Here is a 22,326-nt window from a genome sequence, read left to right on the forward strand (position 1 = left end):
CGCCTGTGGCAGGACGTTTCGCTCCGCGACCCACGCGTACGACCGTGCGCGGTGGGCATGTCGCCGTGCCCTCGGGGATACCGCGGCAGGCTTCGGCACCCGCGCGGGTACGTGTCTGGGTGCCCGACGGGCCGCTCGATCTCGGGCTGGTGCTGGGGCCCCTGCGGCGTGGGCCGGGGGATCCGACGTTCCGGGCGCTGCCGGACGGGTCCGTGTGGCGGGCCTGTCGTACGCCGGTCGGGCCCGGGACGTTGCGGGTCGGCGTGCGGGGTGCCGAGGTGCGGGGGGAGGCGTGGGGGCCGGGTGCCGAGTGGCTGCTGGAGCAGATGCCGGAGTTGCTCGGGGGCGCCGATGATCCGTCCGCCTTCGTGCCGCGGCATCGGGTGGTGGCGGTTGCCCGGCATCGGCGGCCGGGGTTGCGGCTGACGCGGACCGGGCTGGTGATGGAGTCGTTGATTCCGTCGGTTCTGGAGCAGAAGGTCACGACCGATGAGGCGTATCGGGCGTGGCGGTTGCTGGTGCGGAAGTACGGGGAGCCGGCGCCGGGGCCCGTGCCCGGGCGGATGTGTGTGATGCCGGATGCGGGGACCTGGAGGTTGATTCCGTCCTGGGAGTGGCATCGGGCCGGGGTCGACAACAAGCGGGCGTCCACGATTCTGCGGGCCGTGCGGGTTGCTGCGCGGCTGGAGGAGGCGGTGGGTATGGCTCCGGCTCAGGCGCAGGCTCGGTTGGAGGTCGTGCCGGGGATCGGGCCGTGGACGTCGGCGGAGGTTGTGCAGCGCAGTCATGGGGCGGCGGATGCGGTGACCGTGGGGGATCTGCATCTGCCGGGGATTGTGGGGTGGGCGCTTGCGGGGGATCGGGACGCGGATGACTCCGTGATGCTGGAGTTGCTGGAGCCTTATGCGGGGCAGCGGCATCGGGCGGCTCGGTTGATTCTGCTGAGTGGGCGGGTGCCGGCGCGGCGGGCTCCGCGGATGCCGCGGGGGGATATTGGGCGGTTGTGACGGGGGTGGGCTGCGTTGTGGTTGCCGCCGACGGGTTTCGCCCCCGCCGCCCCTACCCGTCCCGTCCTCCAGGGGCTCCGCCCCTTCGACCCCTGGTCCCTTCTGGGGGCTCCGCCCCCAGACCCCCGTATCGGCCCCGAAAGGGCCTCGTCCTCAAACGCCGGACGGGCTGAAAGTGCCTGGGCCGGCGCCGAGACATCGCCCCTCGCTTCACCACGACGCCCCCTGCGGGTGGGTGGGGGATCGGGACCGTACGACACCCGCACCCAACCCCCCGAACCCGGCTACAAATCCGGCGAGAACCGCACCGCCCCCGCCGGGATGCGAGCGTCGCACCACACCCGTACGCCCTCCCTCAGCTCGTTGTCGGCGCCGATCACCGCGCCGTCGCCGATGACCGTGCCGGTGAGGACGGAGCGTTCGCCTACGCGGGCGCGGGTGCCGATGAGGGAGTCGGTGATGATCGCGCCGGGTTCGATGACGGCGCCCGGGAGGATGGTGCTGCCGAAGACTCGGGCGCCCTCGGCCACGAAGGCGCCCTCGCCCACCACCGTGCCGCCGGTCAGCTTGGCGTCGGGGGCCACCGTGGCCGTGGGGAGGATCAGGCGGTCGCCGCAGCGGCCGGGGACGGCGGGGGAAGGGGCGCGGCCGAGGACCAGGTCCGCCGAGCCGCGGACGAAGGCCGCGGGGGTGCCGAGGTCCAGCCAGTAGGTCGAGTCGACCATGCCCTGGAGGTGGGCTCCGGCCGACAGGAGGTTCGGGAACGTCTCGCGTTCCACCGACACCGGGCGGCCCGCCGGGATCGTGTCGATGACCGAGCGGCGGAAGACGTACGCACCCGCGTTGATCTGGTCGGTGACGATCTCCTCGGGGGTCTGCGGCTTCTCCAGGAACGCCGTCACCCGGCCCGTGTCGTCCGTGGGGACCAGGCCGTACGCCCTCGGGTCGGTCACCTTGGTGAGGTGGAGCGAGACGTCCGCGCCCGTCGTCTCGTGCGTGTGGACCAGGGCCCTGATGTCCAGGCCCGTCAGGATGTCCCCGTTGAAGATCAGGACCGGGTCGTCGGGCGCGGAGTGGAGCCGGGAGGCCACGTTCCGGATGGCGCCGCCCGTGCCGAGGGGCTCCTCCTCCGTCACGTACTCCAGGTGGAGACCGAGGGCCGAGCCGTCGCCGAAGTACGGCTCGAAGACCTCGGCCAGGTAGGAGGTCGCCAGGACTATGTGGTCCACGCCCGCCGCTCTCGCTCTCGCCAACTGGTGCGTGAGGAACGGGACCCCTGCTGCCGGGACCATGGGTTTCGGCGTGTGCACGGTGAGCGGACGCAGCCGAGTGCCCTTGCCGCCGACCAGGAGGATCGCTTCTGTCACCTGTCGTCTCTGCTTCCTGCCGGGACCGGCCGAACTGTCTTTCGGCCGGCCAGTGTATGCAGACCGGTGTGCGGCACCCTCGACGGCAGGGCGGCAGTGCGGCAGGCCGTGCGGCCGGCAGGCCGTCCACCTCTCGTCCTCCGACGGCGGTGCATGCGACCTTCGCACTCCATACCTCGTACCCCGTACCCCCGTACGCCCCCCACATGGCCCCCAATTGCCCCCGTACGCCCACCAGCATGCCTTCCGCAGGGCCCGGCATGTCAGTGGATTCCTGTATTCATCCCTACATTGATCCCCACCTCGATCCGTGCATTGATCCGTGCATTGATCCGTGCATCGCTGTTTGCGTTGCTCCCTGCTTTCCTGTGAGCCGCGCCCCCGCTCAGCGTCCCTGGTAGCGGGCCGCCGCTGTGCGGGCCGTGCCGAGTTTGCGGTAGAGCTGCAAGCCGGGGCACTCCGTGGAGTAGCCGTCCCGATGCCCGGAGATCGTGTTCAGGCGCACGTTCTTGCCCTTTTTGTAGAGGTTGCCGCCGCCGGACTTCAGGTACGTCTTGCTGCGCGGATTGACGCCGAACAGGCCCAGCTTCCAGGCCGTGAGCCGGGCGATGGCCCGCACCGCGGCAGCGGTCGGCTTGGCAGAGCCGTAGCTGCCGAGGACGGCGATCCCCATGCTGTTGCTGTTGAAACCGCGCGTGTGGGCACCCAGGACCGACTTCGCCACTCCCCCGGCGCGCCCCTCGTAGATGTTTCCGCACTTGTCGATGAGGAAGTTGTAGCCGACGTCGCGCCAGCCCATGCTCTTGACGTGGTAGCGGTAGATACCGCGAACGAGCGAGGGAACCTGCTTGCACGTGTACTTGGCACCGGTCGCGGTGTGGTGCACGAAGGCCGCCTTCACCTTCTTCGTGTAGACGAACTTCTTCTCCCGCCAGCTCTCGTTCGCACCCCAGCCGCGCCGGGTGACGATGCGCGGCCTCGGACCGATGTACGGCTTCGCCCGCTGCTCCTGCGTCAACTCGCTGCCACGCAGGGCCAACAGTTCCTTCTCGGTCTCGGCCTTGCCGAGCTCGGGGATCTCGGTGGCGTTCAGCGGCGCGAGTTCGGCGTTGACGGCGGAGGCGGCGGTGTCGGCGGAGGCGGAGCCGAGGGCCTCGGCGGTCTCGCCGGTCTCGGTCGTGAGGGATCCGGGGCGGATGGCGCCGTCGGGGTCGTCCGGCGCGGGGGCGGGATCGCCGGGGTCGACGAGTTCGAGGCGGAGGCCGGCGGGAAGCGCGGAGACGACTTCTGTTTCGGTGCCGGCTGTCGGGGTCGGGTCACCGGCTCCCGGGACCGTGTGCTCGGACCGCTCCCCGACCACCTCCGGCGTGACCCGCACCTCCACCCCGTCCGACTCCCCGACCCACAACGGCGCCGTGGAGCCGCGCACCCGGGACGAGGTGCCTTCGGCGGTGTCGGGGTCGGCGCCGTGATCGGCGTTGTGCGTCTCGATGTCCTGCCAGTCGGACCAGGTGCCGGTGCCGACCGCGCGGGTGCGGACCTGGACGCGGCCGTGCAGTTCGACGTCCGGGTCGTCCCAGATGACGCCGACGAGGGAGAAGTGCCGTACGTCCCGTCGGGGCAGGCCCTGTTCGGTGGGCGGGTCGGCGACGCGGTCATGGTCGAGGGGGACGAGGGGCAGCGACTGGGTGCTACCGGGGACGGACGGTTCGGCGTCCGTACGGCGCACCGCAGACCCGCCCACCGTGGCCACCACCTGCGCGCTCGTGGCCACTTCCGTGCCGAGCGCCGGTCTCGCGGTCGCCGCGACGGCGGGTGGGGTGAGTGGGAGGGCGAGAGCCGCCGCACACGTGACACCGATCGAGGAAGCAAGGAATCCACGCATACTCCCGATGGTGGACATAGGCATACAAACCTGTCCATCTGAGGATTGACGGAGCGTCTGTCAACGGTTCGCCCGAACCGGTGGCGGCGGGGTGCCGCCAACCGGCGGTGCGCGGGGGCGGGTCCGCGTACCCTTGCGCGGATGAACGCCACCGATCGCACCCCTGCCGACCTGCTGCGTTCCGCGCTCGCCGCGGATCCCGGACGACCCCTGGTGACCTTCTACGACGACGCCACCGGGGAGCGCGTCGAATTGTCCGTGGCCACCCTCGGCAATTGGGTGGCAAAGACAGCGAATCTTCTCCAGGGCGATCTCGGGGCCGGGCCGGGCGACCGGGTCACGCTGCTGCTGCCCGCGCACTGGCAGACGGCGGTGTGGCTGCTGGCGTGTTCGTCGGTGGGCACGATCGCGGACGTCGGCGGGGATCCGGCGGCGGCGGACGTGGTCGTGAGCGGGCCGGACTCCCTTGAGGCCGCGCGGGCGTGCCGGGGTGAGCGGGTCGCGTTGGCGCTACGGCCGTTGGGGGGACGTTTCCCGCAGGCGCCGGCCGGGTTCGCCGACTATGCGGTGGAGGTGCCGAGTCAGGGGGACCGTTTCACGTCGTATGCCCCGGTCGATCCCGAGGATCCCGCGCTGATCGTCGCCGGGCGGGAGTTCAGCGGGGCCGAGGTCGTCGAGCGTGCTCGGGACGAGGCGACGGGGCTGGGACTTACGGGGCCGGGCTCACGGATCCTGTCCGCCTTGCCGTACGACACCTGGGAGGGACTCAACGCCGGGCTGTACGCGGCGCTGGCGACCGGCGGGTCGGTGGTGCTGTGCCGGCATGTGGAGTCGCTGGGCGAGGAGGCGCTGGCGAAGCGGATCGAGAGTGAGCGGGTGACGGCTACGGCGCGGTGACGCTGGGCGCCTGCGTTTCGCGGAGTGGCTTGCGTGACATCGGGGCGGACGGGCGTGCCGCCCTGGCCCTTGTTTTCCTCGCCCCCGCCGCCCCTACCCGTCCCATCCTCCAGGGGCTCCGCCCCTTCGACCCCGGGGCCCTTCTGGGGGCTCCGCCCCCAGACCCCCGGTTCGGCCCTTAAGGGGCCTCGTCCTCAAACGTCGGACGGGCTGAAATGCCTGCGCCGAGACGTCGCCCCTCGCATCACCAAGACGCCCCTGCGGGTGGGTGGGGGAAAGCACGGCCCCGTCACCCATTCAGCCCACCACCACCCACCCCTCACCCCCCACCCAAGCCATGGTCGTAACAACAGCCCACACCAGACGCAGCACGCAGCACGCGACACGCAGCACGCCCTGAGGAGTGGAGCCAGACGTGACCGGCATATCGCGCTCACGCCCCGGACTTTCCGGCGTTGTCGGGGGCGGACCGTCCGGCGGTAGGCGAGGGCGGCGGCGGGGGTGGCGGTGGGTGCGGCGAGGGGCGCTGGGGGTGGGGCTGGTGCTCGTGGGCGCCGGTGGGGCCGGGTGGGCCGTCTACGCCAAGCTCGACTCCAACATCACCACCGACGAGGCCGCCGCCGCGGAGCTGGAACGGTACGAGAACGAGCGCCCCACCTCGCTGGTGCGCGACGCGCGGAACATCCTGCTCATCGGGTCCGATTCCAGGGCGGGCAGCGGAAACCGCCGCTACGGACGCGACTCCGGCACCGAACGCTCCGACACCACCATCCTCCTGCACCTGTCCGCCGGCCGCGGCAGCGCCACCGCCGTCTCGATACCCCGCGACCTGATGGTGGACGTCCCCGGGTGCCGAAGTGACGACGGCAGCCGCAGCGACCCCATGTTCGCGATGTTCAACCACGCCTTCCAGGTGGGCGGTTCGGCCTGCACCATCCGCACCGTCGAGCGGCTCACCGACATCCGTATCGACCACCACATGGTCATCGACTTCCACGGCTTCAAGGAGATGATCGACGCCCTCGACGGCGTGGAGATCTGCCTCACCAAGCCCATCGACGACAAGGCCGCCAAGCTGCGCCTCCCAGCCGGCAAGGTGACCCTCAACGGCGAACAGGCCCTCGGCTACGTCCGCGCCCGCAAGACCCTCGGCGACGGCAGCGACACCGACCGCATGGACCGCCAGCAGCGATTCCTCGCCGCGCTCGTGCACAAGGTGCAGAGCAACGACGTCCTGCTGAACCCGGTGCGGCTCTACCCCGTCCTCGACGCCGCCACGTCCTCCCTCACCACCGACCCCGCCCTGGCCGGCTTGCGAGGTTTGTACGAACTCGTCCGCGGCGTGCGCGACATCCCCACTGAACGCGTGCAATTCCTCACCGTTCCCCGGGAGTCGTACATCCACAACTCCAATCGCGACCAACTCATGGAGCCCGCCGCCGAGCGGCTCTTCGAGCGGCTGCGCACCGACACCCCGGTGGAAGTCGTGGATTCGTCCGGAATGCACCAGGGGCCGTCACGGGATTCCTCGCACAGGAGTTCCCATGGGCGGGGTGGGAAGTCGGACGCCAAGCCGTACGACGACTCCACAGAACCCACTCCCCCGCCCCCCACCTTCCGCGGCAACACAGCCGCCGAGAACCCTTGCGGGTAAAGCGCTCACCAAGTCCGCGAACCCCAATTCAAAGAAATGGGGCGGATTGCCCAGTTGTAGGGACGTGGAATTTGTCACCGTCGTCGCTTGACGCTGAACTGGGCGGATAGTGTGAGCGATCCGGTGCTCCCAGCCGTAGTTAGGCTTGCGCACTGTTTGACCGAGACCCGAGCGCCTTGGAGGGGTAGGCGCCGCGTGGCCCCGACGGAGGATTCAGGCAACCGTGGACGCGCAAGGCCGTGGGCGGGCGGACGACATCGACCCCGCAGACCAGTGGGTACTCAATCCGAACACCGGTGAATACGAACTGCGACTGAGCCCTTCCGCTCCGCAGTCGTCGGTTCCCGGACCTCGCAGATCCGCTTCCCGTGCCGGCGCCGCCGCACGGGCCACCGGCACGAGCGCCCAGGGCGCGGGCGGCCAGGGCGCGGGCGGCCCGGCCGGTGGCGCGGTACGCAACCGGAGCGCGGCGCCGGGGCGCGACACGCGGACGGCGCCGGGCCGTGAGGTACCGCCGCAGCGTCGGCGCCGGGGCGCGCCCGAGGATCCGTTGCCGGGGCGGCGTGGTCGCCGGCCGGTGAAGAAAAAGAGCAAGGCGAAGAAGGCCGTGCTCTGGACCGGCGGAATAATGGCGTTCGTGGTCGTCGCCGCCGCTGCCGGTGCGTATCTCTACATCGAGCACCTCAACGACAACATCCAGTCCGTCTCCGACGACGGCGCGAGCACCGGTGGCTTCGAGAAGGACAAGGCCATCAACATCCTGCTCATCGGCACGGACAAGCGCACGGGCGCGGGCAACGACAAGTACGGCGACTCGGGCAGCGCCGGGCACGCCGACACCACGATCCTGCTGCACGTCTCCAAGGACCGTTCGAACGCGACCGCGCTCAGCATCCCGCGCGACCTGATCGTCGACATCCCGGACTGCCCGACGACGCAGGAGGACGGCTCGCAGGAGGTCATCAGGGGCGAGACCGGCGTCCGCTTCAACACCAGCCTCGGCCAGGAGGGCCGTACGCCCAGCTGCACCATGCGCACGGTCACCGAGCTGACCGGGATCAAGCCGGACAACTTCATGGTGGCCGACTTCAACGCGGTGAAGACACTGACGACGGCGGTCGGCGGTGTCGAGGTGTGTCTGGCCAAGGACATCAACGACCCGGACTCCAAGCTCAACCTCCCCAAGGGCGAGCATGTGATCGAGGGCGAGCAGGCGCTGGCCTTCGTCCGCACCCGGCATGCCGTCGGCTTCGGCGGTGACCTGAGCCGGATCGGGCTGCAGCAGCAGTTCCTCAGCGCGCTGATGCGGAAGCTGAAGTCGAACGACACGCTCACCAGCCCCACGAAGATGATCAAGCTGGCCGAGGCGGGCACGAAGGCGCTGACCGTCGACTCCCAGCTGGACACCATCGACAAGCTGAAGGACCTGGGTCTGGAGCTGGGCAAGCTCAACACCAAGAACCTGACCTTCACCACCATTCCGGTGATAGACAACCCGGCCGAGAAGGTGAAGGCGACCGTCGTGCTCAACGAGACGACGGCGCCCCAGGTCTTCGAAGCGATCCAGAACGACGTCTCCTTCACCGAGGTCAAGCAGCAGAAGAAGAAGGAAGCCGCCGCGGTGGCCGCCCGGCTGAAGGGCACCAAGTCCGACGCCTCCGAGGTGCGGGTGCGGATCCTCAACGGCGGTGCTGTCGCCGGCAGCGCTTCGTCGATGCTCACGTACCTGCAGACCGAGGAGGGCGTGACCAAGTCCGAGAACGCGGGCAACGCCTCGGCGACGCTGGCGAAGACGACGCTCGAATACGCCCCGGACCAGGCGGACCAGGCACGTCGGCTCGCCGAAATCATGGGGCTCTCCGGGTCCGCGATGAAACCCGGCAAGAGCGTGACCAACTCCCAGGGCCTGCCCACGATGACGCTGACGCTGGGCAAGGACTTCAAGGGTGCGGGCACGTCCCTCACCGCTCCGACCAAGGCGCCCGACGTGGAGAAGTCCACCGCCGACAAGGTCGAGTGCGCGAAGTAGAACAGGCCCAACGGGCCCGCCCCTCGGCCGAGTTGAGCCGGAGGACGGGCCCGTTGGCGGTAGTCGGTGGTCGGCAGTCGGTACGGAAGTTCCCGCGGCGAAACTCCGGCCGGGAACGCAACTGTGCCGCGGGCTCGTTGGTCTGACACAGGACGTGCGTGGATTTTGCCGACACGTGGCCAACCCGGTTCGGGCCCACAGTGGTCTGACAGGTAGCGAACCGGTGTCGGACAGGGTGGTCTGACAGGGTGCGCTGCGCACCGGACAGGGAGGTCCGGCGGGCAGCGGTGCCGTGTCGGGCCAAGGGTGGGGAAGGGCAGACAGTTGGCGCAGAGCAGTGTGCGAGGGGAGGCCCCCGCGGTGGACGACACCATGTCGCTCACCCCGCAGGCCGACCAGGACACGCCGGCCGACCAGGGCGGCCGGCACAGCGGCGGGGGACGCAGGGGCGGACGGGGCGCCGACAGCAGGCGCCGCAGACGGCGTGCGCTGCGCTGGTCGGCGACGGTTCTGGCGGTGGTGATACTGGGCACCGCGGGTGCCGGATATCTCTACTACCAGCACCTCAACGGCAATCTGAAGAAGGACGACCTCTACCTCGGCGACGACAAGGACCGCGCCGCCCGGACCGAGGCGAACGCGGCCGGTCAGACGCCGCTGAACATCCTGCTGATCGGCTCGGACGCCCGGGACAGCAAGGAGAACCAGAAGCTCGGCGGCGCCAAGGAGACGTTCGGCGCCACCCCGCTCGCCGACGTCCAGATGCTGCTGCACGTCTCCGCCGACCGCACCAACATGTCGGTCGTGAGCATGCCGCGCGACACGCTGGTCGACATGCCCAAGTGCACGGACCCGGACAGTGGCGACGTGTACGAAGCCCGCGAGCGTCTGATGACGAACCGCTCGCTCGGCCGCGGCGGCCCGGGGTGCACGGTGGCGACGTGGGAGAAGCTGACCGACATCCACATCGACCACTTCATGATGATCGACTTCTCGGGTGTGGTGTCGATGGCGGACGCGATCGGCGGCGTCCCGGTCTGCGTGAACGCCAACATCCGTTCCAAGGACAGCCAGGGCCACGGCTCCGGGCTGGAGTTGGAGAAGGGCGAGACGTACGTCAAGGGCGAGCAGGCGCTTCAGTGGCTGCGCACCCGGTACGGCTTCGAGGACGGCAGCGACCTGGCCCGCGCCAAGGCGCAGCACATGTACATGAACTCGATGGTCCGCGAGCTGCGCAAGAACGCGAAGTTGAGCAACCCGGGCAAGCTGCGCTCGCTCGCCGAGGCGGCCACCAAGGCGCTCACCGTCGACCCGGGCCTGGGCACGGTCGCGAAGCTCTACGACCTGGCGGGCGAGCTCAAGCAGGTGCCGACCTCGCGCATCACCATGACGACGATGCCGAACGAGTACGACACGATCCAGACCGGCCGGGTGGTGCCGACCGACGACGCGACCAAGCTGTTCCGGCTGGTGCGTGAGGACATCGCGCTCGACGGCAAGGACAAGAAGAAGTCCACCACGGAGAAGGCCTCCACCGACCCTGCCGCGGCGGACGGCGAGATCGCCGTCCAGGTGCAGAACGGCACCCGTACCGAGGTCCTCGCCCCGGCCCAGGGCCGCGCGAGAACGGTCGCCGGGCTGCTCGTCGGCAAGGGCTTCACCCAGGCTCTGGCGGACGCATCGACCACGCCGACCGCGGACACGACGCTCGTCCGCTACCCGTCCACCGACCTGGAGGGCGACGCCCAGCGGGTCGCCAAGGCGCTCGGTATCCCGACCAGTGCCGTGGAGAAGTCCACGGACGTCTCCGGCGTCACGCTCGTCGTCGGCGCCGACTGGCGGGAGGGTACGGCGTACAAGGCCCCGAAGAAGGACGACAAGACGCCGGACACGGCCGAGGCGCTGAACGCCTCCGACACGAAGGCCTGCATGAAGGTGGACCCGGACTTCACCTGGTGACGGCACCCCGCCCCGGCGGGCTCAGTCGACGCTGAGCACCGCCGGGCGGCGGGAGGCGATGACCTTCCGCGCCAGGGACCGCGGGCTGGTGAGGAAGCCGTAGCCCCAGGACATGTGCATGGTCGCGAGGGCGACGGGGATCTGCAGGCGTGCCTTCAGCGGCAGGCCCTTGCCGGCCGGGACCGAGCCCGCGACGATCGCCGCGAGATAGCCGCCGGGGATCACCAGGGCCCACGGGGTGACCAGGGCGCCCAGCACGAGGCCCGCCGCGATCGCGCACACCGCCGTCGGCGGGGCGAGGTAGCGCAGGTTGATGGAGCCGGCGTGGTAGCGGGCGACGACATGGCGCCAGCGGCCGTAGTCCTTGTACTGCTTGGCCAGGGCCTTCACCGACGGCCTCGGGCGGTACGACACCTTCAGCTCGGGCGAGAACCAGATCAGCCCGCCCGCTTCCCTGATCCGGAAGTTCAGCTCCCAGTCCTGGGCCCGGATGAACTCCTCGTTGTAGCCGCCCTGTTGCTCCAGCGCCTCGCGCCGGAAGACGCCGAGGTAGACGGTCTCGGCCTGCTGGGCCGCGCCGCCCGTGTGGAAGGCGGCGTTGCCGACGCCGATCTTCGAGGTCATCGCGGCGGCGACGGCGTGCTCCCAGTCGTTCTCGCCCTCGGCGTGCATGATGCCGCCGACGTTCTGTGCGCCGGTCTCCTCCAAGAGCCGTACGGCGGTGGCGATGTAGTTGGGCGAGAGGATGCCGTGGCCGTCGACGCGGACGACGATCGGGTGGCGGGAGGCCTTGATCGCGGCGTTGAGGGCGGCGGGCGTACGGCCGGTGGGGTTCGGGACGGTGTGAACGCGCGGGTCGTCGGCCACGAGCTCGGCGGCGATCTCGTCCGTGCGGTCCGTGGAGGGACCGAGGGCGATCACGACCTCCATCTCGCCGGCGTACTCCTGCGCGAGGATCGCTTGGACGGCTCCGCGCAGATGCCGCTCCTCGTTCAGGACGGGCATGATGACGGACACGGCGGGGAGCTGCACGTGGGGATTGGCGTTCATAGGAGGCTCACGTTACCGCGAACGGGGGACAGCCTTGCGCGCCGCCGGGGTCGCTGCACCGGGCAGCAGATCGTATGGGCCTACGGTGCTCACGGATCCCACGTACGGCCCCCAGGGCAAGCGACAGCGGAGGTATCTCCCCCATGCCCACGCCGCCCCGCCAGTCCCCCTCCCCCGCGCAGCGCCGTCCGCAGCCGTCCCGCCGCGGCGCGCGGCCGGTCGCGCCGGTACGGCGGAAGCGGCCGCGGTGGGCCATGCGGGCGGTGACCACCCTGTCCGTCGTGGTCCTCGCCTCGGCGGGGATCGGGCACGCGGTGGTCACCAGCCTGGACGCGAAGATCGAGCGCGTGGACCCGTTCAAGGACATGAAGAACCGGCCGCAGGCCGGGACCGGGATGAACGTCCTGCTGGTCGGCACAGACGGCCGCGACCGCATCAGCGAGGAGGAGCGGCGCAAGTACCGGCTCGGCGGGGCGCCCTGTCACTGCACCGACACGATCATGATCGTGCACATCTCGGGGGACCGGGAGCGGGCGAGCGTGGTGAGCCTGCCACGCGACTCGTACGCCGAGGTGCCTGCCGGTGAGGGGCGCGAGGCGCATCCCATCAAGATCAACGCCGCGTACGCGGAGGGCGGCCCGAACCTCACCGTGCGCACGGTCGAGCACATGACCCACGTCAAGATCGACCACTATCTGGAGGTCGACTTCACCAGCTTCATGAAGACGGTGGACGTGGTCGGCGGCGTGCAGATCTGCACGGCGAAGCCGCTGAAGGACTCGTACACCGGGCTCGACCTGCCGGCCGGCACCCACCGGCTGATGGGCGGCGAGGCGCTGCAGTACGTGCGCGCGCGGCACATCGACGGCGGCTCCGACCTGGGCCGGATGCAGCGGCAGCAGCGGTTCATGGCGGGGCTGATCTCGCGGGCGACGTCGTCGGGGATCCTGCTGAACCCGATGCGGTTCCGGGACGTGACGCGGGCGGTGCTGGGCTCGGTGCGGGCCGACAAGGGCTTCGGGACGGGCGAGCTGCTGGACCTCGGGCGGGCGATGCGGAACTTCTCGCCGTCGTCGTCGGAGTTCACGACCGTGCCCATCCGGCAGATGTCGTACACCGTGAAGGGCCTCGGTTCCACGGTGAAGTGGGACACCGCGAAGGCCGATCGCCTCTTCCGGGCCCTGCGCGAGGACCAGCCGCTGGCCGCACAGCGGGCGCGGACCAAGGCGGTCCCGGTGGAGGTCGCCCCGCAGGAGATCCGCGTCCAGGTGGAGAACGGCACGCAGACGGAGGGCCTCGGCAAACGCGTCGACGCGGCGCTGGCGGCGACCGGGTTCCGGACGACCGGGCGGCCGGTGGACGCGACGGGCCGCACCGTGCCGCGCACGGTCGTCGCCCACGACCCTCGCTGGGACCGCTCGGCGAAGTCCCTCGCGGCAGCGCTGCCCGGAAGCGAGCTGCGGCCGGTGAAGGGGCTGGGTCCGACGCTGAAGGTGATCGTCGGGGCGGACTTCAAGCGGGTCCTGAAGGTGCGGTCCGAGGACCCGACGCAGGGTGAGTCGATCGTGGTGCGGGGGGACGAGGCGGTGTGCTCGTAGGGCTGTGAGGTCCGGTCCGGGGCCGTGTGCAAGTGCTCGGCTCCGGGCCGGCCGTCCGCACGTCGTGACTCCTGGTCATTACTCCAATGGGGTCGATCACGCTGCGTCACGCCTTCGTGCGGAAGAGGGGGACCGCACATTGCACGGCATCTGGTGGGAATTGTTCCCGTCCGCCCGATGGCGCCCCGTGTCCGGCGGGCGTAGGACGGAAGGGCACGGGGCCCGCCCGGGCTCCCGCACCCCCCAGGAGGAGCCATGACCCAGCCCGGAACCATGTCCGCGATGAGCAAGGAGATGCAGGCCTGCGTCGACGCGTGCATGTCCTGCCATGTCGTCTGCGAGGAGACGATGAGCTCCTGCATGCAGATGGGCGGCCAGCCGCAGATGCAGATCATGCGGGCGCTCATGGACTGCGCCGAGACGACCCGCATGTGCGCGGACATGATGATGCGCCGCTCGCCCATGTCGGCCGAGATGTGCGCGATGTGCGCCAAAGCCTGTGAGATGTGCGCCGAGGCGTGTATGTCCATGCCGGACGATCCCCAGATGATGCGCTGCGCCGAGGCCTGTCGCCGCTGTGCCGAGTCCTGTCGATCGATGGCGGGCGCCACGATGTGACGGTCACCGTGTGAGAACCGTCGGACAGACAGACGTCGGGGGCACCCCCAAGGGTGCCCCCGACGTCTGTCGTCCGCGCCGTGCGCGCCGCTCAGTTGCTGGAGACGGTCACCGTCTCGTCGTTCTTCAGCTGCTCCACCAGTTGCTTCACCTTCGCGGTGTCCCACTGGAGGTTGCCGTTCGCGGAGTTGCCCGAGATCGGCATGTTCATGGACTTGCCCTCGCCGCCGCTGACGCCCTTCATCGCCCAGAACATGGACGCCAGGTCGTACAGGCCCATGTCCTTGTCGACGATCAGGGAGTCCAGGCCGGCACCCATGGTCGGGTACAGCTTGAACGGGTTGAGGATCGTGCCCGGCGTCGCCACCTGGTTGGCCAGCGCGGAGAGGAACTTCTGCTGGTTCTTCGTACGGTCCAGGTCGGAGCCGGCCAGCGCGTACCGGGTGCGGACGAAGGCGAGCGCCTCCTCGCCGTTCAGGGTCTGCGTGCCCTTCTTGAAGTCCGCGCCGGACTTGGAGTCCTTGATGTCCTGCGGGATGTCGATCTCGACGCCGCCGACCGAGTCCACGATGTTCGCGAAGCCGGCGAAGCCGATCTCGACGTAGTGGTCGATGTGCAGACCGGTGTTGGCCTCGACGGTACGGACCAGCAGTTCGGGGCCGTCCTCCGCGTAGGCCGCGTTCAGCTTCACCTGACGGCCGGTGCCCTGGTAGAGCTTGCCGGAGTCCGAGCCCTTGAAGGACGGGATCGTGACGTTCGAGTCACGGGGCAGCGAGATCAGCGTCGGGGCGCCACTGCCGGTGTGCAGGATCATCATCGAGTCCGTGCGCTTGCCCTCGGCGGACCCGGTGTGCAGCTTCTTCTTCTCCTCGGCCGACATGCCCGCGCGGCTGTCGGAGCCGACTATCAGGTAGTTGGTGCCCTCGCCTGCCTCCGGCCGCTCGATGACCTTGGAGAGGTCGACCTCGCGGTTGAGCTTGGAGTCGGCCCAGAAGTAGGTGGCGACGCTCGTCACGAGCAGCAGGGTCACCAGCGTGATCGTGGTCAGCTTGATACGGCGCCGCCAGTTCGGCGCGGGGCGCGGCTCGCGCGTCCCCATGCCGTCACCACCGCGACCGCCACCGCCGCCGTAGACCTGGCCGGTGTTGTAGCCGTCGTCGTCGTAGCCGCCGTGGCCCTGGCCGTTGACGTACGACGGCTGCTGCGGCACCCCGCCGTAGCCCTGGCCGGGCGGTGCCGCCGGGCCGCGGCGGACCTGCCGCATCACGCGCGCGCCCTCGGGCTGTGCGCTCGCGCTGCCGCGTCCGTAACGGTTGCCGCGGTTGTCGTCGGACCATCGCTCGGGCCAGTCATTCATGCGCCCCAGTGTGCAGGGCATGGCCAGGTCTCTTACAAGGTTCGGGGGAAAATAGGGGCACGGCTGTTGCGAACCCAACACAAAGTCCGCGAATGTCGGGGCCGCATAAAGTGGAGCCCATGACAGACCAGGTCACCGCAGCGGAATCGGGCACTCCGGAAATCCCGGGCAAGCTGATATCCGCGTCCCGCACCACCCTCAGCCACATCATGACCCACAACGACACCAATCTTCTGGGGACGGTGCATGGCGGTGTGATCATGAAGCTCGTCGACGATGCCGCGGGCGCGGTGGCCGGCCGGCACAGCGGTGGCCCCGCCGTCACCGCGTCCATGGACGAGATGGCCTTCCTGGAGCCGGTACGCGTCGGTGACCTCGTCCATGTGAAGGCCCAGGTCAACTGGACCGGCCGGACCTCGATGGAGGTCGGCGTACGGGTCCTGGCCGAGCGCTGGAACGAGTCGGCGCCGCCCACCCAGGTCGGTTCGGCCTACCTCGTCTTCGCGGCGGTGGACGCCGACGGCAAGCCACGCCGGGTCCCGCCGGTGATACCGGAGACCGAACGCGACAGGCGCCGTTACCAGGAGGCCCAGATCCGCCGGACGCACCGGCTGGCCCGACGGCGCGCGATCAAGGAACTGCGGGAGAAGCGGGCGGCGGAGGGGTTCGAGGACTGAGGCCGTTACAAAAGAACCGCAGGGCACCCGGCACCCGGGCGCCCTGCGTTCTCTGGTCGACCCACCCGCTCGTTACGGCAGGTTGCGCGCCATGACGATGCGCTGGACCTGGTTGGTGCCCTCGTAGATCTGCGTGATCTTGGCGTCGCGCATCATGCGCTCGACCGGGTAGTCACGGGTGTAGCCGTAGCCGCCGAGGAGCTGGACGGCGTCCGTGGTGACCTCCATCGCCACGTCCGAGGCGAAGCACTTGGCGGCGGCGCCCAGGTAGGTGAGGTCGGCGTCGACGCGCTGCGAGGCGGCGGCGGCCTGGTAGGTCAGGGCGCGGGCGGCCGAGATCTTCATGGACATGTCGGCGAGCATGAACTGGATGCCCTGGAAGTCGGCGATCGGCTTGCCGAACTGCTTGCGCTCCTGGACGTAGCCCTTGGCGTAGTCGAGGGCGCCCTGCGCGATGCCGAGGGCCTGGGCGGCGATCGTGATGCGGGTGTGGTCCAGCGTCTTCATCGCCGTGGCGAAGCCGGTGCCCTCCTCGCCGATCATGCGGTCCGCGGGGATGCGAACGTTGTCCAGGTAGACCTCGCGGGTCGGGGAGCCCTTGATGCCGAGCTTCTTCTCCGGGGCACCGAAGGAGACGCCCTCGTCGGACTTCTCGACGACGAAGGCCGAAATGCCCTTCGAGCGCTTCGTGGGGTCGGTCACGGCCATCACCGTGTAGTACTCGGACTCGCCCGCGTTGGTGATCCAGCGCTTCACGCCGTTCAGGACGTAGTGGTCGCCGTCGCGGACCGCCTTCGTCTTCATGCCGGCCGCGTCCGAACCCGCGTCGGGCTCGGAGAGGCAGTACGAGAACATGCCGTCGCCCTTGGCGAGCGGGGTCATGTACCGCTTCTTGAGGTCCTCGGAGCCGGAGAGGATCACGGGGAGGGAGCCGAGCTTGTTCACGGCCGGGATGAGGGAGGAGCTCGCGCAGACGCGGGCCACCTCCTCGATCACGATCACCGTGGCGAGCGCGTCGGCGCCCGCGCCGCCGTACTCCTCGGGTACGTGCACCGCGTGCAGGTCGTTGGCCACCAGCGCGTCCAGCGCCTCCCGCGGGAAGCGCGCCTCCTCGTCCACCGCGGCGGCGTGCGGCGCGATCTTCGCCTCGGCCAGCGAGCGGATGACGTCCCGGAGCATGTCGTGCTCCTCGGACGGGCGGTACAGGTCGAAGTCAGCCGATCCGGCCAAGGTCTCTCACGCTCCAAGGACGCTGGTGGTAAATGCGCTGGTGGTGCTAATTACCGTTAAGTAACTCAAATTTTAGGGGGCGGCCCACGGGAGTGATACGTGAGCTTGGCGACAGGGGGGAAGTTGCCCGTCAGACCCGCCGACTATGCTCGGGCCCGCATGTCCCCGCACCTCTTCTGGAGTCCCTCATGGCCCTCAAGATCACCGTGATCGGCACCGGTTACCTCGGCGCGACGCACGCCGCGGCCATGGCCGAGCTCGGCTTCGAGGTGCTGGGGCTCGATGTCGTGCCCGAGAAGATCGAGATGCTGCGGCGCGGCGAGGTCCCGATGTACGAGCCGGGACTGGAGGAGCTGCTGCGCAAGCACGTGGCCGGTATCGAGGGATCCACCGGGCGGCTGCGGTTCACCATGGACTGGGCCGAGGTCGGGGAGTTCGGCGATGTGCACTTCGTGTGCGTGAACACGCCTCAGCGCCATGGCGAGTACGCCTGCGACATGTCGTACGTCGACCGGGCCTTCGAGTCCCTCGCCCCGCACCTCACCGCCCCCGCTCTCGTCGTCGGCAAGTCCACCGTCCCCGTCGGCTCCGCCGACCGCCTCGCCACCTACCTCGCCGAGCACGCGCCGGCCGGTGCGGACGCCGAGCTGGCCTGGAACCCGGAGTTCCTGCGCGAGGGCTTCGCCGTCGAGGACACGCTGCACCCGGACCGGGTCGTGGTCGGCGTGCGCAGCGAGCGGGCCGAGAAGCTGCTGCGCGAGGTGTACGCGACCCCGATCGCCGACGGCTCCCCCTTCGTCGTCACCGACTTCCCCACCGCCGAGCTGGTGAAGACCTCCGCCAACTCCTTCCTCGCCACCAAGATCTCCTTCATCAACGCGATGGCGGAGGTGTGCGAGGCGGCCGACGGCGATGTCGCCAAGCTCGCGGAGGCCATCGGGTACGACGACCGGATCGGACGGAAGTTCCTGCGGGCCGGGATCGGCTTCGGCGGCGGGTGTCTGCCCAAGGACATCCGCGCCTTCATGGCCCGCGCCGGCGAGCTGGGCGCCGACCAGGCGCTGACCTTCCTGCGCGAGATCGACTCCATCAACATGCGCCAGCGCGGGCAGATGGTGGAGCTGGCGCGCGAGGCACTGGGCGGCGGGTCCTTCCTGGGCAAGCGGGTCGCGGTGCTCGGCGCCACGTTCAAGCCCGACTCCGACGACGTACGGGATTCGCCCGCGCTCAACGTCGCCGGCCAGATCCACCTCCAGGGCGGCCAGGTCACGGTCTACGACCCCAAGGGCATGGAGAACGCCCGCCGCCTCTTCCCCACCCTCGGCTATGCCGACAGCGCGACCGAGGCCGTACGGGGCGCCGATGTCGTACTGCATCTGACGGAATGGCGGGAATTCCGCGAGCTGGATCCGGCGGAACTCGGTGAGGTCGCGGCGGCCCGGCTCGTTCTGGACGGGCGTAATGCGCTCGATCCGGCGGTGTGGCGGAAGGCCGGCTGGACCTATCGGGCGATGGGGCGGCCGACGGCCTGAGAAAAGGCGGGTATTGTTTCCGGCAGGAAAATTGTGCTCGCGAGGCCCGTCCCCCAAGGGGCGGGCCGTCTGCTGCCCGCCCCTTGGGCCCACAGCAGGACCGCGCAAAGGCATATGCCGTTCTCCTTGAAATCCCCACGCGTCTCCGAATTCTATTCGAGTAGCGTGAAGGAAAAGAAATGACCGCACGCTAATTCTCCACAGCTGCAATTGCACGGAATAGCGGCGGTCTCACCCGGTCTCACAGCGGGGACCCCCTCGAAAGAGAGGCACCGCAACAACCGCTTAACTGACGCGTAGCCGCGCGGAATTCGCGCGCCACTCCACTGGTCGGCGTTCACCCGATTGAACAGACCATGCCAGGAGTGACCATGCCTCTGTTCCGCCGAGCTCTGTGGCCGCACGACCACCGCGACGAACTGGTCGCGGGCGCGCTTGTCGGCGCCGTGGTGGTCGTGCTCGGCTACGCGTCCGGGATCGGCGCCCCGTCGGCCTCCTCCGCCCCGAGCGCCGCCCCACCGCCCGCGGCCACCTCCCCCTCGTCCCCGGGCGAGACCGCCGCACCGCCGGACACCCCGGGCGACGCCTCGGGCGGAGCCGCGGGAGGCTCGGCAGGGACCGGCGCGCTCCCGGTCACCGGCGTCTACTACCCCGGCGGTACGGGCGGCACGGACCACACCGGCCACATCGGCACCTCCGGTGGCACGGGCCACACGGGCCACGGCGGCTCCCCGACGCCGTCCGACCCCACCTCCCCGGACCCCGACCCGTCCGCGCCGGGCACCACCCCGCCCACCGACTCCGACGCCACCTGCGAGGACGGCGAGGTCCGCCTCGCGCAACCCCTCCTCACCGGCCTCGCCGAGCCCGTCTTCGGCCTCCTCAACCCCACAGCCGAGGACCCCACCGCCGACGCATCCCCGACCCCGACCCCCACCTCGGAGCCCTCCCCCTGCATCGGCCTCGCCCCGCTCCCCTCCCTCCTCGGCGGCGCCCTCGGCCCCACCCCGGAGGCGACGCCATGACCCTCCGCCGCGCCCTCACCCTCCTCGTCCTCACCCCGCTCCTCTACGTCCTCCTCGGCACCCCGTCCGCCTCCGCCCACACCGAGCTGGTCACCTCCAGCCCTGCGAACGGCGCCGAGCTGAAGAAGGCCCCCGACCACCTCACCCTCACCTTCGACGAGGCCGTCGACCTCGCCGAGGTACGCGTGATGACGCTGGACGGCGACCGGCTCCCGGTGACCCTCGCGCCGGGCCGCAAGGGCGAGGTCGTACGGGCCGCCCTCGGGCACCCGGCGGACGGTGACTTCGCCGTCGTCTGGTCGGTCGTCGACGAGGAGGACGGACACGCGTCCTCCGGCAGGCTCGACTTCGGCATCGGCACCGGGACCGCCGCGTCCGCCACCCAGGACCGCGGCGACGAGGCCGCGCCCGCACCGTCCCCCCTGGTGCGGAAGGGCCTCGTCGCCGCCCGCTGGACCGGCTATCTGTCGCTGGCGCTGTTCATCGGCGGCCTCGCCTTCGTCACGCTGCTGTGGCCGCGCGGCGCGCACGAGCCGCGGGCCCGGGCGCTGCTGGGGCTGGCCTGGACGTGCGGGCTGCTGGCGGCGGTCGCGACGATCGGCCTCCAGGGCGCGTACGGCGCACTCGGCGGCCTGCGCGACGCCCTGCGCGCCGAGACGTACGTGGACGTCCTGACCACGGGGCCCGGCGTCGTGCTCGCCGCCCGCGTCCTGCTGTGGGTGCTCGCGGCGGTGGTGCTGAGCGCGCTGCTGCAGGGCGGCCCCCGCACCTCCCGCTCCCCCGGCTGGCGGGTCGGCGCGCTCGCCGTCTGCCTCGGGCTGCTGCGGGCGACCGGCATGGCCGGCCACAACTCCGAGGGCAGTGAGCCCACTTGGGGCGCGCTCGCCGACCTGGTGCATCTGCTCGGCGTCTCGCTGTGGATCGGCGGTCTTGCCATGCTCGCGCTGGCGGTGCTGCCGCGGCGCCGGGCCGGGGAGCTGGCGCAGGTGGTGCCGGGCTACTCGCGGCTGGCCGCGGTGAGCGTGACGGGCATCGTCGCAGCCGGGCTGGTGCTGGCGTGGCAGGTCGTGGGGTCGTACGACGCCCTGCTGCACACCTCGTACGGGCATCTCCTGCTGCTCAAGACGGGCGTCCTCGGCGTCGTCCTGCTGGCCGCCCTCGCCAGCCGTCAGTGGGTGCGCACCCGCCTCGATCTCGCCGTGCTGCTGCGCGGCGACGCCGCCACCGTGCGGCCTTTCGGATACTCGGTCGCGGCCGAGACGGGGCTCGTCCTCGTCGTGCTGGCCGTGACGAGTCTGCTGGTCACGACCAACCCTGGCCAGTGAACTCCCATGAAAATCAAAGGAGTTGCGTTGAAACGACGTAATGAGAGCGACGCGGCACCGCGCCGCCGGGCGCCCTCGGGCAACCGGGGTCTGCTGGTCGCCGGACTCGGCGCGGCGCTGACCGCGGTGCTCAGCCTGGGGCTGCTCCAGGCAGCCGCGGGCAGCTCGGCCTCCGGGGCGTCCTCCACGGCGGACGCGGGCGCGGCTCAGGCGCCCGCGGCCGCCGCGGCGGCGGCCCAGCCGGCGGCCGAGGCGGCGCCGGACTATCAGGTCGACATCATGAACAACAAGTTCGGCGACGGGAAACAGCTCGTCGTCGAGGTCGGCGAGACGGTCCGCTGGACCAACCACGACAGCGTGCCGCACACGGTCACCACGACCAAGGGCCCGAAGAAGTTCGACTCGGGCACGTTGGAGCAGGGCGACTCGTGGTCGTACACCTTCACAACGGCCGGGACGTACGAGTACTACTGCGCGGTGCACCCGGACATGGTGGCATCGGTGAAGGTCGTCGCCGCGGATGACGGCGGTTCGACCGGCGGGTCGACCGGCGGGTCCTCGGGCGGCAGCACCGGCGGCAGCACGGGCGGGTCGTCCGGTGGCACCTCCGGCGGTTCGATCGGCGGCACCTCGGGCGGTACGTCCGGTGGCAGCACGGGCGGTTCGACCGGCGGCAGCACCGGCGGTACGTCCGGCGGTGGTTCCGGTGGTGGCGACGACGAGCAGTGCGCCAGCGTCCAGAACGTGCTGCTGCCGATCCTCCAGCACCTCAAGGCGGCCCACCTGGAGCGGTCCCCGGGCCAGCAGGTGCAGGACGCGCTGGCGCTGGACTCGTACATCAAGCTGCACACGGTGTGGGTCGAGAGCATCCTGACGCCCGCCCTCGAAGACGGCGGCACGGTCGTCGACGACACGCTCAGCGTGCTGCTGAACCACATCAACAAGGCGCACCTGGAGGAGTCGCCCGGGCAGCAGGTCACCGATCTGCTGAACGTCGACAGCTACGTGCAGATGCACACGGTCTGGGCCGAGCACCTGCTCGCGCCCACCGAGGGATACCTCACCAGCAGCTGCTGACACCGCCCGCGCGGTAGACGGACGCCGGTCCGGCCGAGG

At 70.3% G+C, this 22,326-nt stretch carries 17 protein-coding genes; 12 read left to right on the forward strand and 5 right to left on the reverse strand.

Going from position 1 to position 22,326, the window contains the following annotated elements; translation table 11 throughout:
• Positions 1-5 precede the first annotated feature (5 nt).
• A complete protein-coding gene (locus ACIA8X_RS28240) occupies positions 6-1,007 on the forward strand; it encodes a DNA-3-methyladenine glycosylase family protein (protein WP_393455490.1) in 1,002 nt (333 codons plus the stop codon).
• 284 nt (positions 1,008-1,291) lie between these two features.
• On the opposite strand, the gene ACIA8X_RS28245 is transcribed toward ACIA8X_RS28240, so the two are convergent.
• Together ACIA8X_RS28245 and ACIA8X_RS28250 are read right to left on the reverse strand one after the other, a co-directional pair.
• Entirely contained in the window at positions 1,292-2,374 is a 1,083-nt protein-coding gene (locus ACIA8X_RS28245) for a sugar phosphate nucleotidyltransferase (protein WP_393455487.1), read from the reverse strand.
• Between the two features lie 385 nt (positions 2,375-2,759).
• Entirely contained in the window at positions 2,760-4,259 is a 1,500-nt protein-coding gene (locus ACIA8X_RS28250) for a peptidoglycan recognition protein (RefSeq protein ID WP_393455484.1), read from the reverse strand.
• Positions 4,260-4,400: 141 nt separating this feature from the next.
• Here ACIA8X_RS28250 and ACIA8X_RS28255 point away from each other — a divergent pair, with 141 nt between their 5' ends.
• From ACIA8X_RS28255 to ACIA8X_RS28270, 4 genes are all read left to right on the forward strand, one after another.
• Complete coding sequence (locus ACIA8X_RS28255) at positions 4,401-5,156, forward strand: TIGR03089 family protein (RefSeq protein WP_393455481.1); 756 nt, start codon at positions 4,401-4,403, stop codon at positions 5,154-5,156.
• Between the two features lie 424 nt (positions 5,157-5,580).
• Positions 5,581-6,810, forward strand: a complete 1,230-nt coding sequence (locus tag ACIA8X_RS28260; protein WP_393455592.1) for an LCP family protein — start codon at positions 5,581-5,583, stop codon at positions 6,808-6,810.
• Positions 6,811-7,033: 223 nt separating this feature from the next.
• Positions 7,034-8,839: an LCP family protein gene (locus tag ACIA8X_RS28265; RefSeq protein WP_393455478.1), complete on the forward strand. Its 1,806-nt coding sequence runs from the start codon at positions 7,034-7,036 to the stop codon at positions 8,837-8,839.
• Positions 8,840-9,211: 372 nt separating this feature from the next.
• Positions 9,212-10,798 carry an LCP family protein gene (locus tag ACIA8X_RS28270; RefSeq protein ID WP_393455589.1) on the forward strand — a complete coding sequence of 529 codons (1,587 nt, stop codon included), beginning with the start codon at positions 9,212-9,214 and terminating at the stop codon, positions 10,796-10,798.
• Positions 10,799-10,819: 21 nt separating this feature from the next.
• On the opposite strand, the gene ACIA8X_RS28275 is transcribed toward ACIA8X_RS28270, so the two are convergent.
• Positions 10,820-11,848 (reverse strand): glycosyltransferase family 2 protein, encoded by a 1,029-nt coding sequence (locus tag ACIA8X_RS28275; protein ID WP_393455475.1) that lies wholly within the window; start codon positions 11,846-11,848, stop codon positions 10,820-10,822.
• A 143-nt stretch (positions 11,849-11,991) separates the two neighbouring features.
• Between ACIA8X_RS28275 and ACIA8X_RS28280 the strand changes: the two genes are divergently transcribed.
• Together ACIA8X_RS28280 and ACIA8X_RS28285 are read left to right on the forward strand one after the other, a co-directional pair.
• A complete protein-coding gene (locus tag ACIA8X_RS28280; RefSeq protein ID WP_399459407.1) occupies positions 11,992-13,446 on the forward strand; it encodes an LCP family protein in 1,455 nt (484 codons plus the stop codon).
• Positions 13,447-13,701: 255 nt separating this feature from the next.
• A complete protein-coding gene (locus ACIA8X_RS28285; RefSeq protein ID WP_399459408.1) occupies positions 13,702-14,064 on the forward strand; it encodes a four-helix bundle copper-binding protein in 363 nt (120 codons plus the stop codon).
• 91 nt (positions 14,065-14,155) lie between these two features.
• On the opposite strand, the gene ACIA8X_RS28290 is transcribed toward ACIA8X_RS28285, so the two are convergent.
• Positions 14,156-15,421: an LCP family protein gene (locus tag ACIA8X_RS28290; RefSeq protein WP_393455466.1), complete on the reverse strand. Its 1,266-nt coding sequence runs from the start codon at positions 15,419-15,421 to the stop codon at positions 14,156-14,158.
• A gap of 119 nt (positions 15,422-15,540) precedes the next feature.
• On the opposite strand from ACIA8X_RS28290, the gene ACIA8X_RS28295 reads away from it, so the two are divergent.
• A complete protein-coding gene (locus ACIA8X_RS28295; protein ID WP_177000912.1) occupies positions 15,541-16,098 on the forward strand; it encodes an acyl-CoA thioesterase in 558 nt (185 codons plus the stop codon).
• 72 nt (positions 16,099-16,170) lie between these two features.
• Here ACIA8X_RS28295 and ACIA8X_RS28300 read toward each other — a convergent pair whose 3' ends face one another.
• Complete coding sequence (locus tag ACIA8X_RS28300) at positions 16,171-17,328, reverse strand: acyl-CoA dehydrogenase (protein WP_393455462.1); 1,158 nt, start codon at positions 17,326-17,328, stop codon at positions 16,171-16,173.
• 188 nt (positions 17,329-17,516) lie between these two features.
• Between ACIA8X_RS28300 and ACIA8X_RS28305 the strand changes: the two genes are divergently transcribed.
• From ACIA8X_RS28305 to ACIA8X_RS28320, 4 genes are all read left to right on the forward strand, one after another.
• Positions 17,517-18,860 (forward strand): UDP-glucose dehydrogenase family protein, encoded by a 1,344-nt coding sequence (locus ACIA8X_RS28305; RefSeq protein WP_399459409.1) that lies wholly within the window; start codon positions 17,517-17,519, stop codon positions 18,858-18,860.
• 371 nt (positions 18,861-19,231) lie between these two features.
• Complete coding sequence (locus tag ACIA8X_RS28310; protein ID WP_399459410.1) at positions 19,232-19,885, forward strand: hypothetical protein; 654 nt, start codon at positions 19,232-19,234, stop codon at positions 19,883-19,885.
• Positions 19,882-21,210 (forward strand): copper resistance protein CopC, encoded by a 1,329-nt coding sequence (locus ACIA8X_RS28315; protein WP_399459411.1) that lies wholly within the window; start codon positions 19,882-19,884, stop codon positions 21,208-21,210. Before ACIA8X_RS28310 ends, ACIA8X_RS28315 begins: the two co-directional genes overlap by 4 nt.
• Before the next feature lie 27 nt (positions 21,211-21,237).
• Positions 21,238-22,287 (forward strand): plastocyanin/azurin family copper-binding protein, encoded by a 1,050-nt coding sequence (locus tag ACIA8X_RS28320; RefSeq protein WP_399459412.1) that lies wholly within the window; start codon positions 21,238-21,240, stop codon positions 22,285-22,287.
• Positions 22,288-22,326: the final 39 nt, after the last annotated feature.

Source organism: Streptomyces sp. NPDC051738 (assembly GCF_044453205.1).
Classification (GTDB): domain Bacteria; phylum Actinomycetota; class Actinomycetes; order Streptomycetales; family Streptomycetaceae; genus Streptomyces.

Excerpts from the sequence above, each read along its gene's own strand:
- ACIA8X_RS28250 (WP_393455484.1), bottom strand. The coding sequence starts at position 4,259 with ATGCGTGGATTCCTTGCTTCCTCGATCGGTGTCACGTGTGCGGCGGCT.
- ACIA8X_RS28255 (WP_393455481.1), top strand. The coding sequence starts at position 4,401 with ATGAACGCCACCGATCGCACCCCTGCCGACCTGCTGCGTTCCGCGCTC.
- ACIA8X_RS28270 (WP_393455589.1), top strand. The coding sequence starts at position 9,212 with ATGTCGCTCACCCCGCAGGCCGACCAGGACACGCCGGCCGACCAGGGC.
- ACIA8X_RS28275 (WP_393455475.1), bottom strand. The coding sequence starts at position 11,848 with ATGAACGCCAATCCCCACGTGCAGCTCCCCGCCGTGTCCGTCATCATG.
- ACIA8X_RS28280 (WP_399459407.1), top strand. The coding sequence starts at position 11,992 with ATGCCCACGCCGCCCCGCCAGTCCCCCTCCCCCGCGCAGCGCCGTCCG.
- ACIA8X_RS28285 (WP_399459408.1), top strand. The coding sequence starts at position 13,702 with ATGACCCAGCCCGGAACCATGTCCGCGATGAGCAAGGAGATGCAGGCC.
- ACIA8X_RS28290 (WP_393455466.1), bottom strand. The coding sequence starts at position 15,421 with ATGAATGACTGGCCCGAGCGATGGTCCGACGACAACCGCGGCAACCGT.
- ACIA8X_RS28295 (WP_177000912.1), top strand. The coding sequence starts at position 15,541 with ATGACAGACCAGGTCACCGCAGCGGAATCGGGCACTCCGGAAATCCCG.
- ACIA8X_RS28305 (WP_399459409.1), top strand. The coding sequence starts at position 17,517 with ATGGCCCTCAAGATCACCGTGATCGGCACCGGTTACCTCGGCGCGACG.
- ACIA8X_RS28310 (WP_399459410.1), top strand. The coding sequence starts at position 19,232 with ATGCCTCTGTTCCGCCGAGCTCTGTGGCCGCACGACCACCGCGACGAA.
- ACIA8X_RS28315 (WP_399459411.1), top strand. The coding sequence starts at position 19,882 with ATGACCCTCCGCCGCGCCCTCACCCTCCTCGTCCTCACCCCGCTCCTC.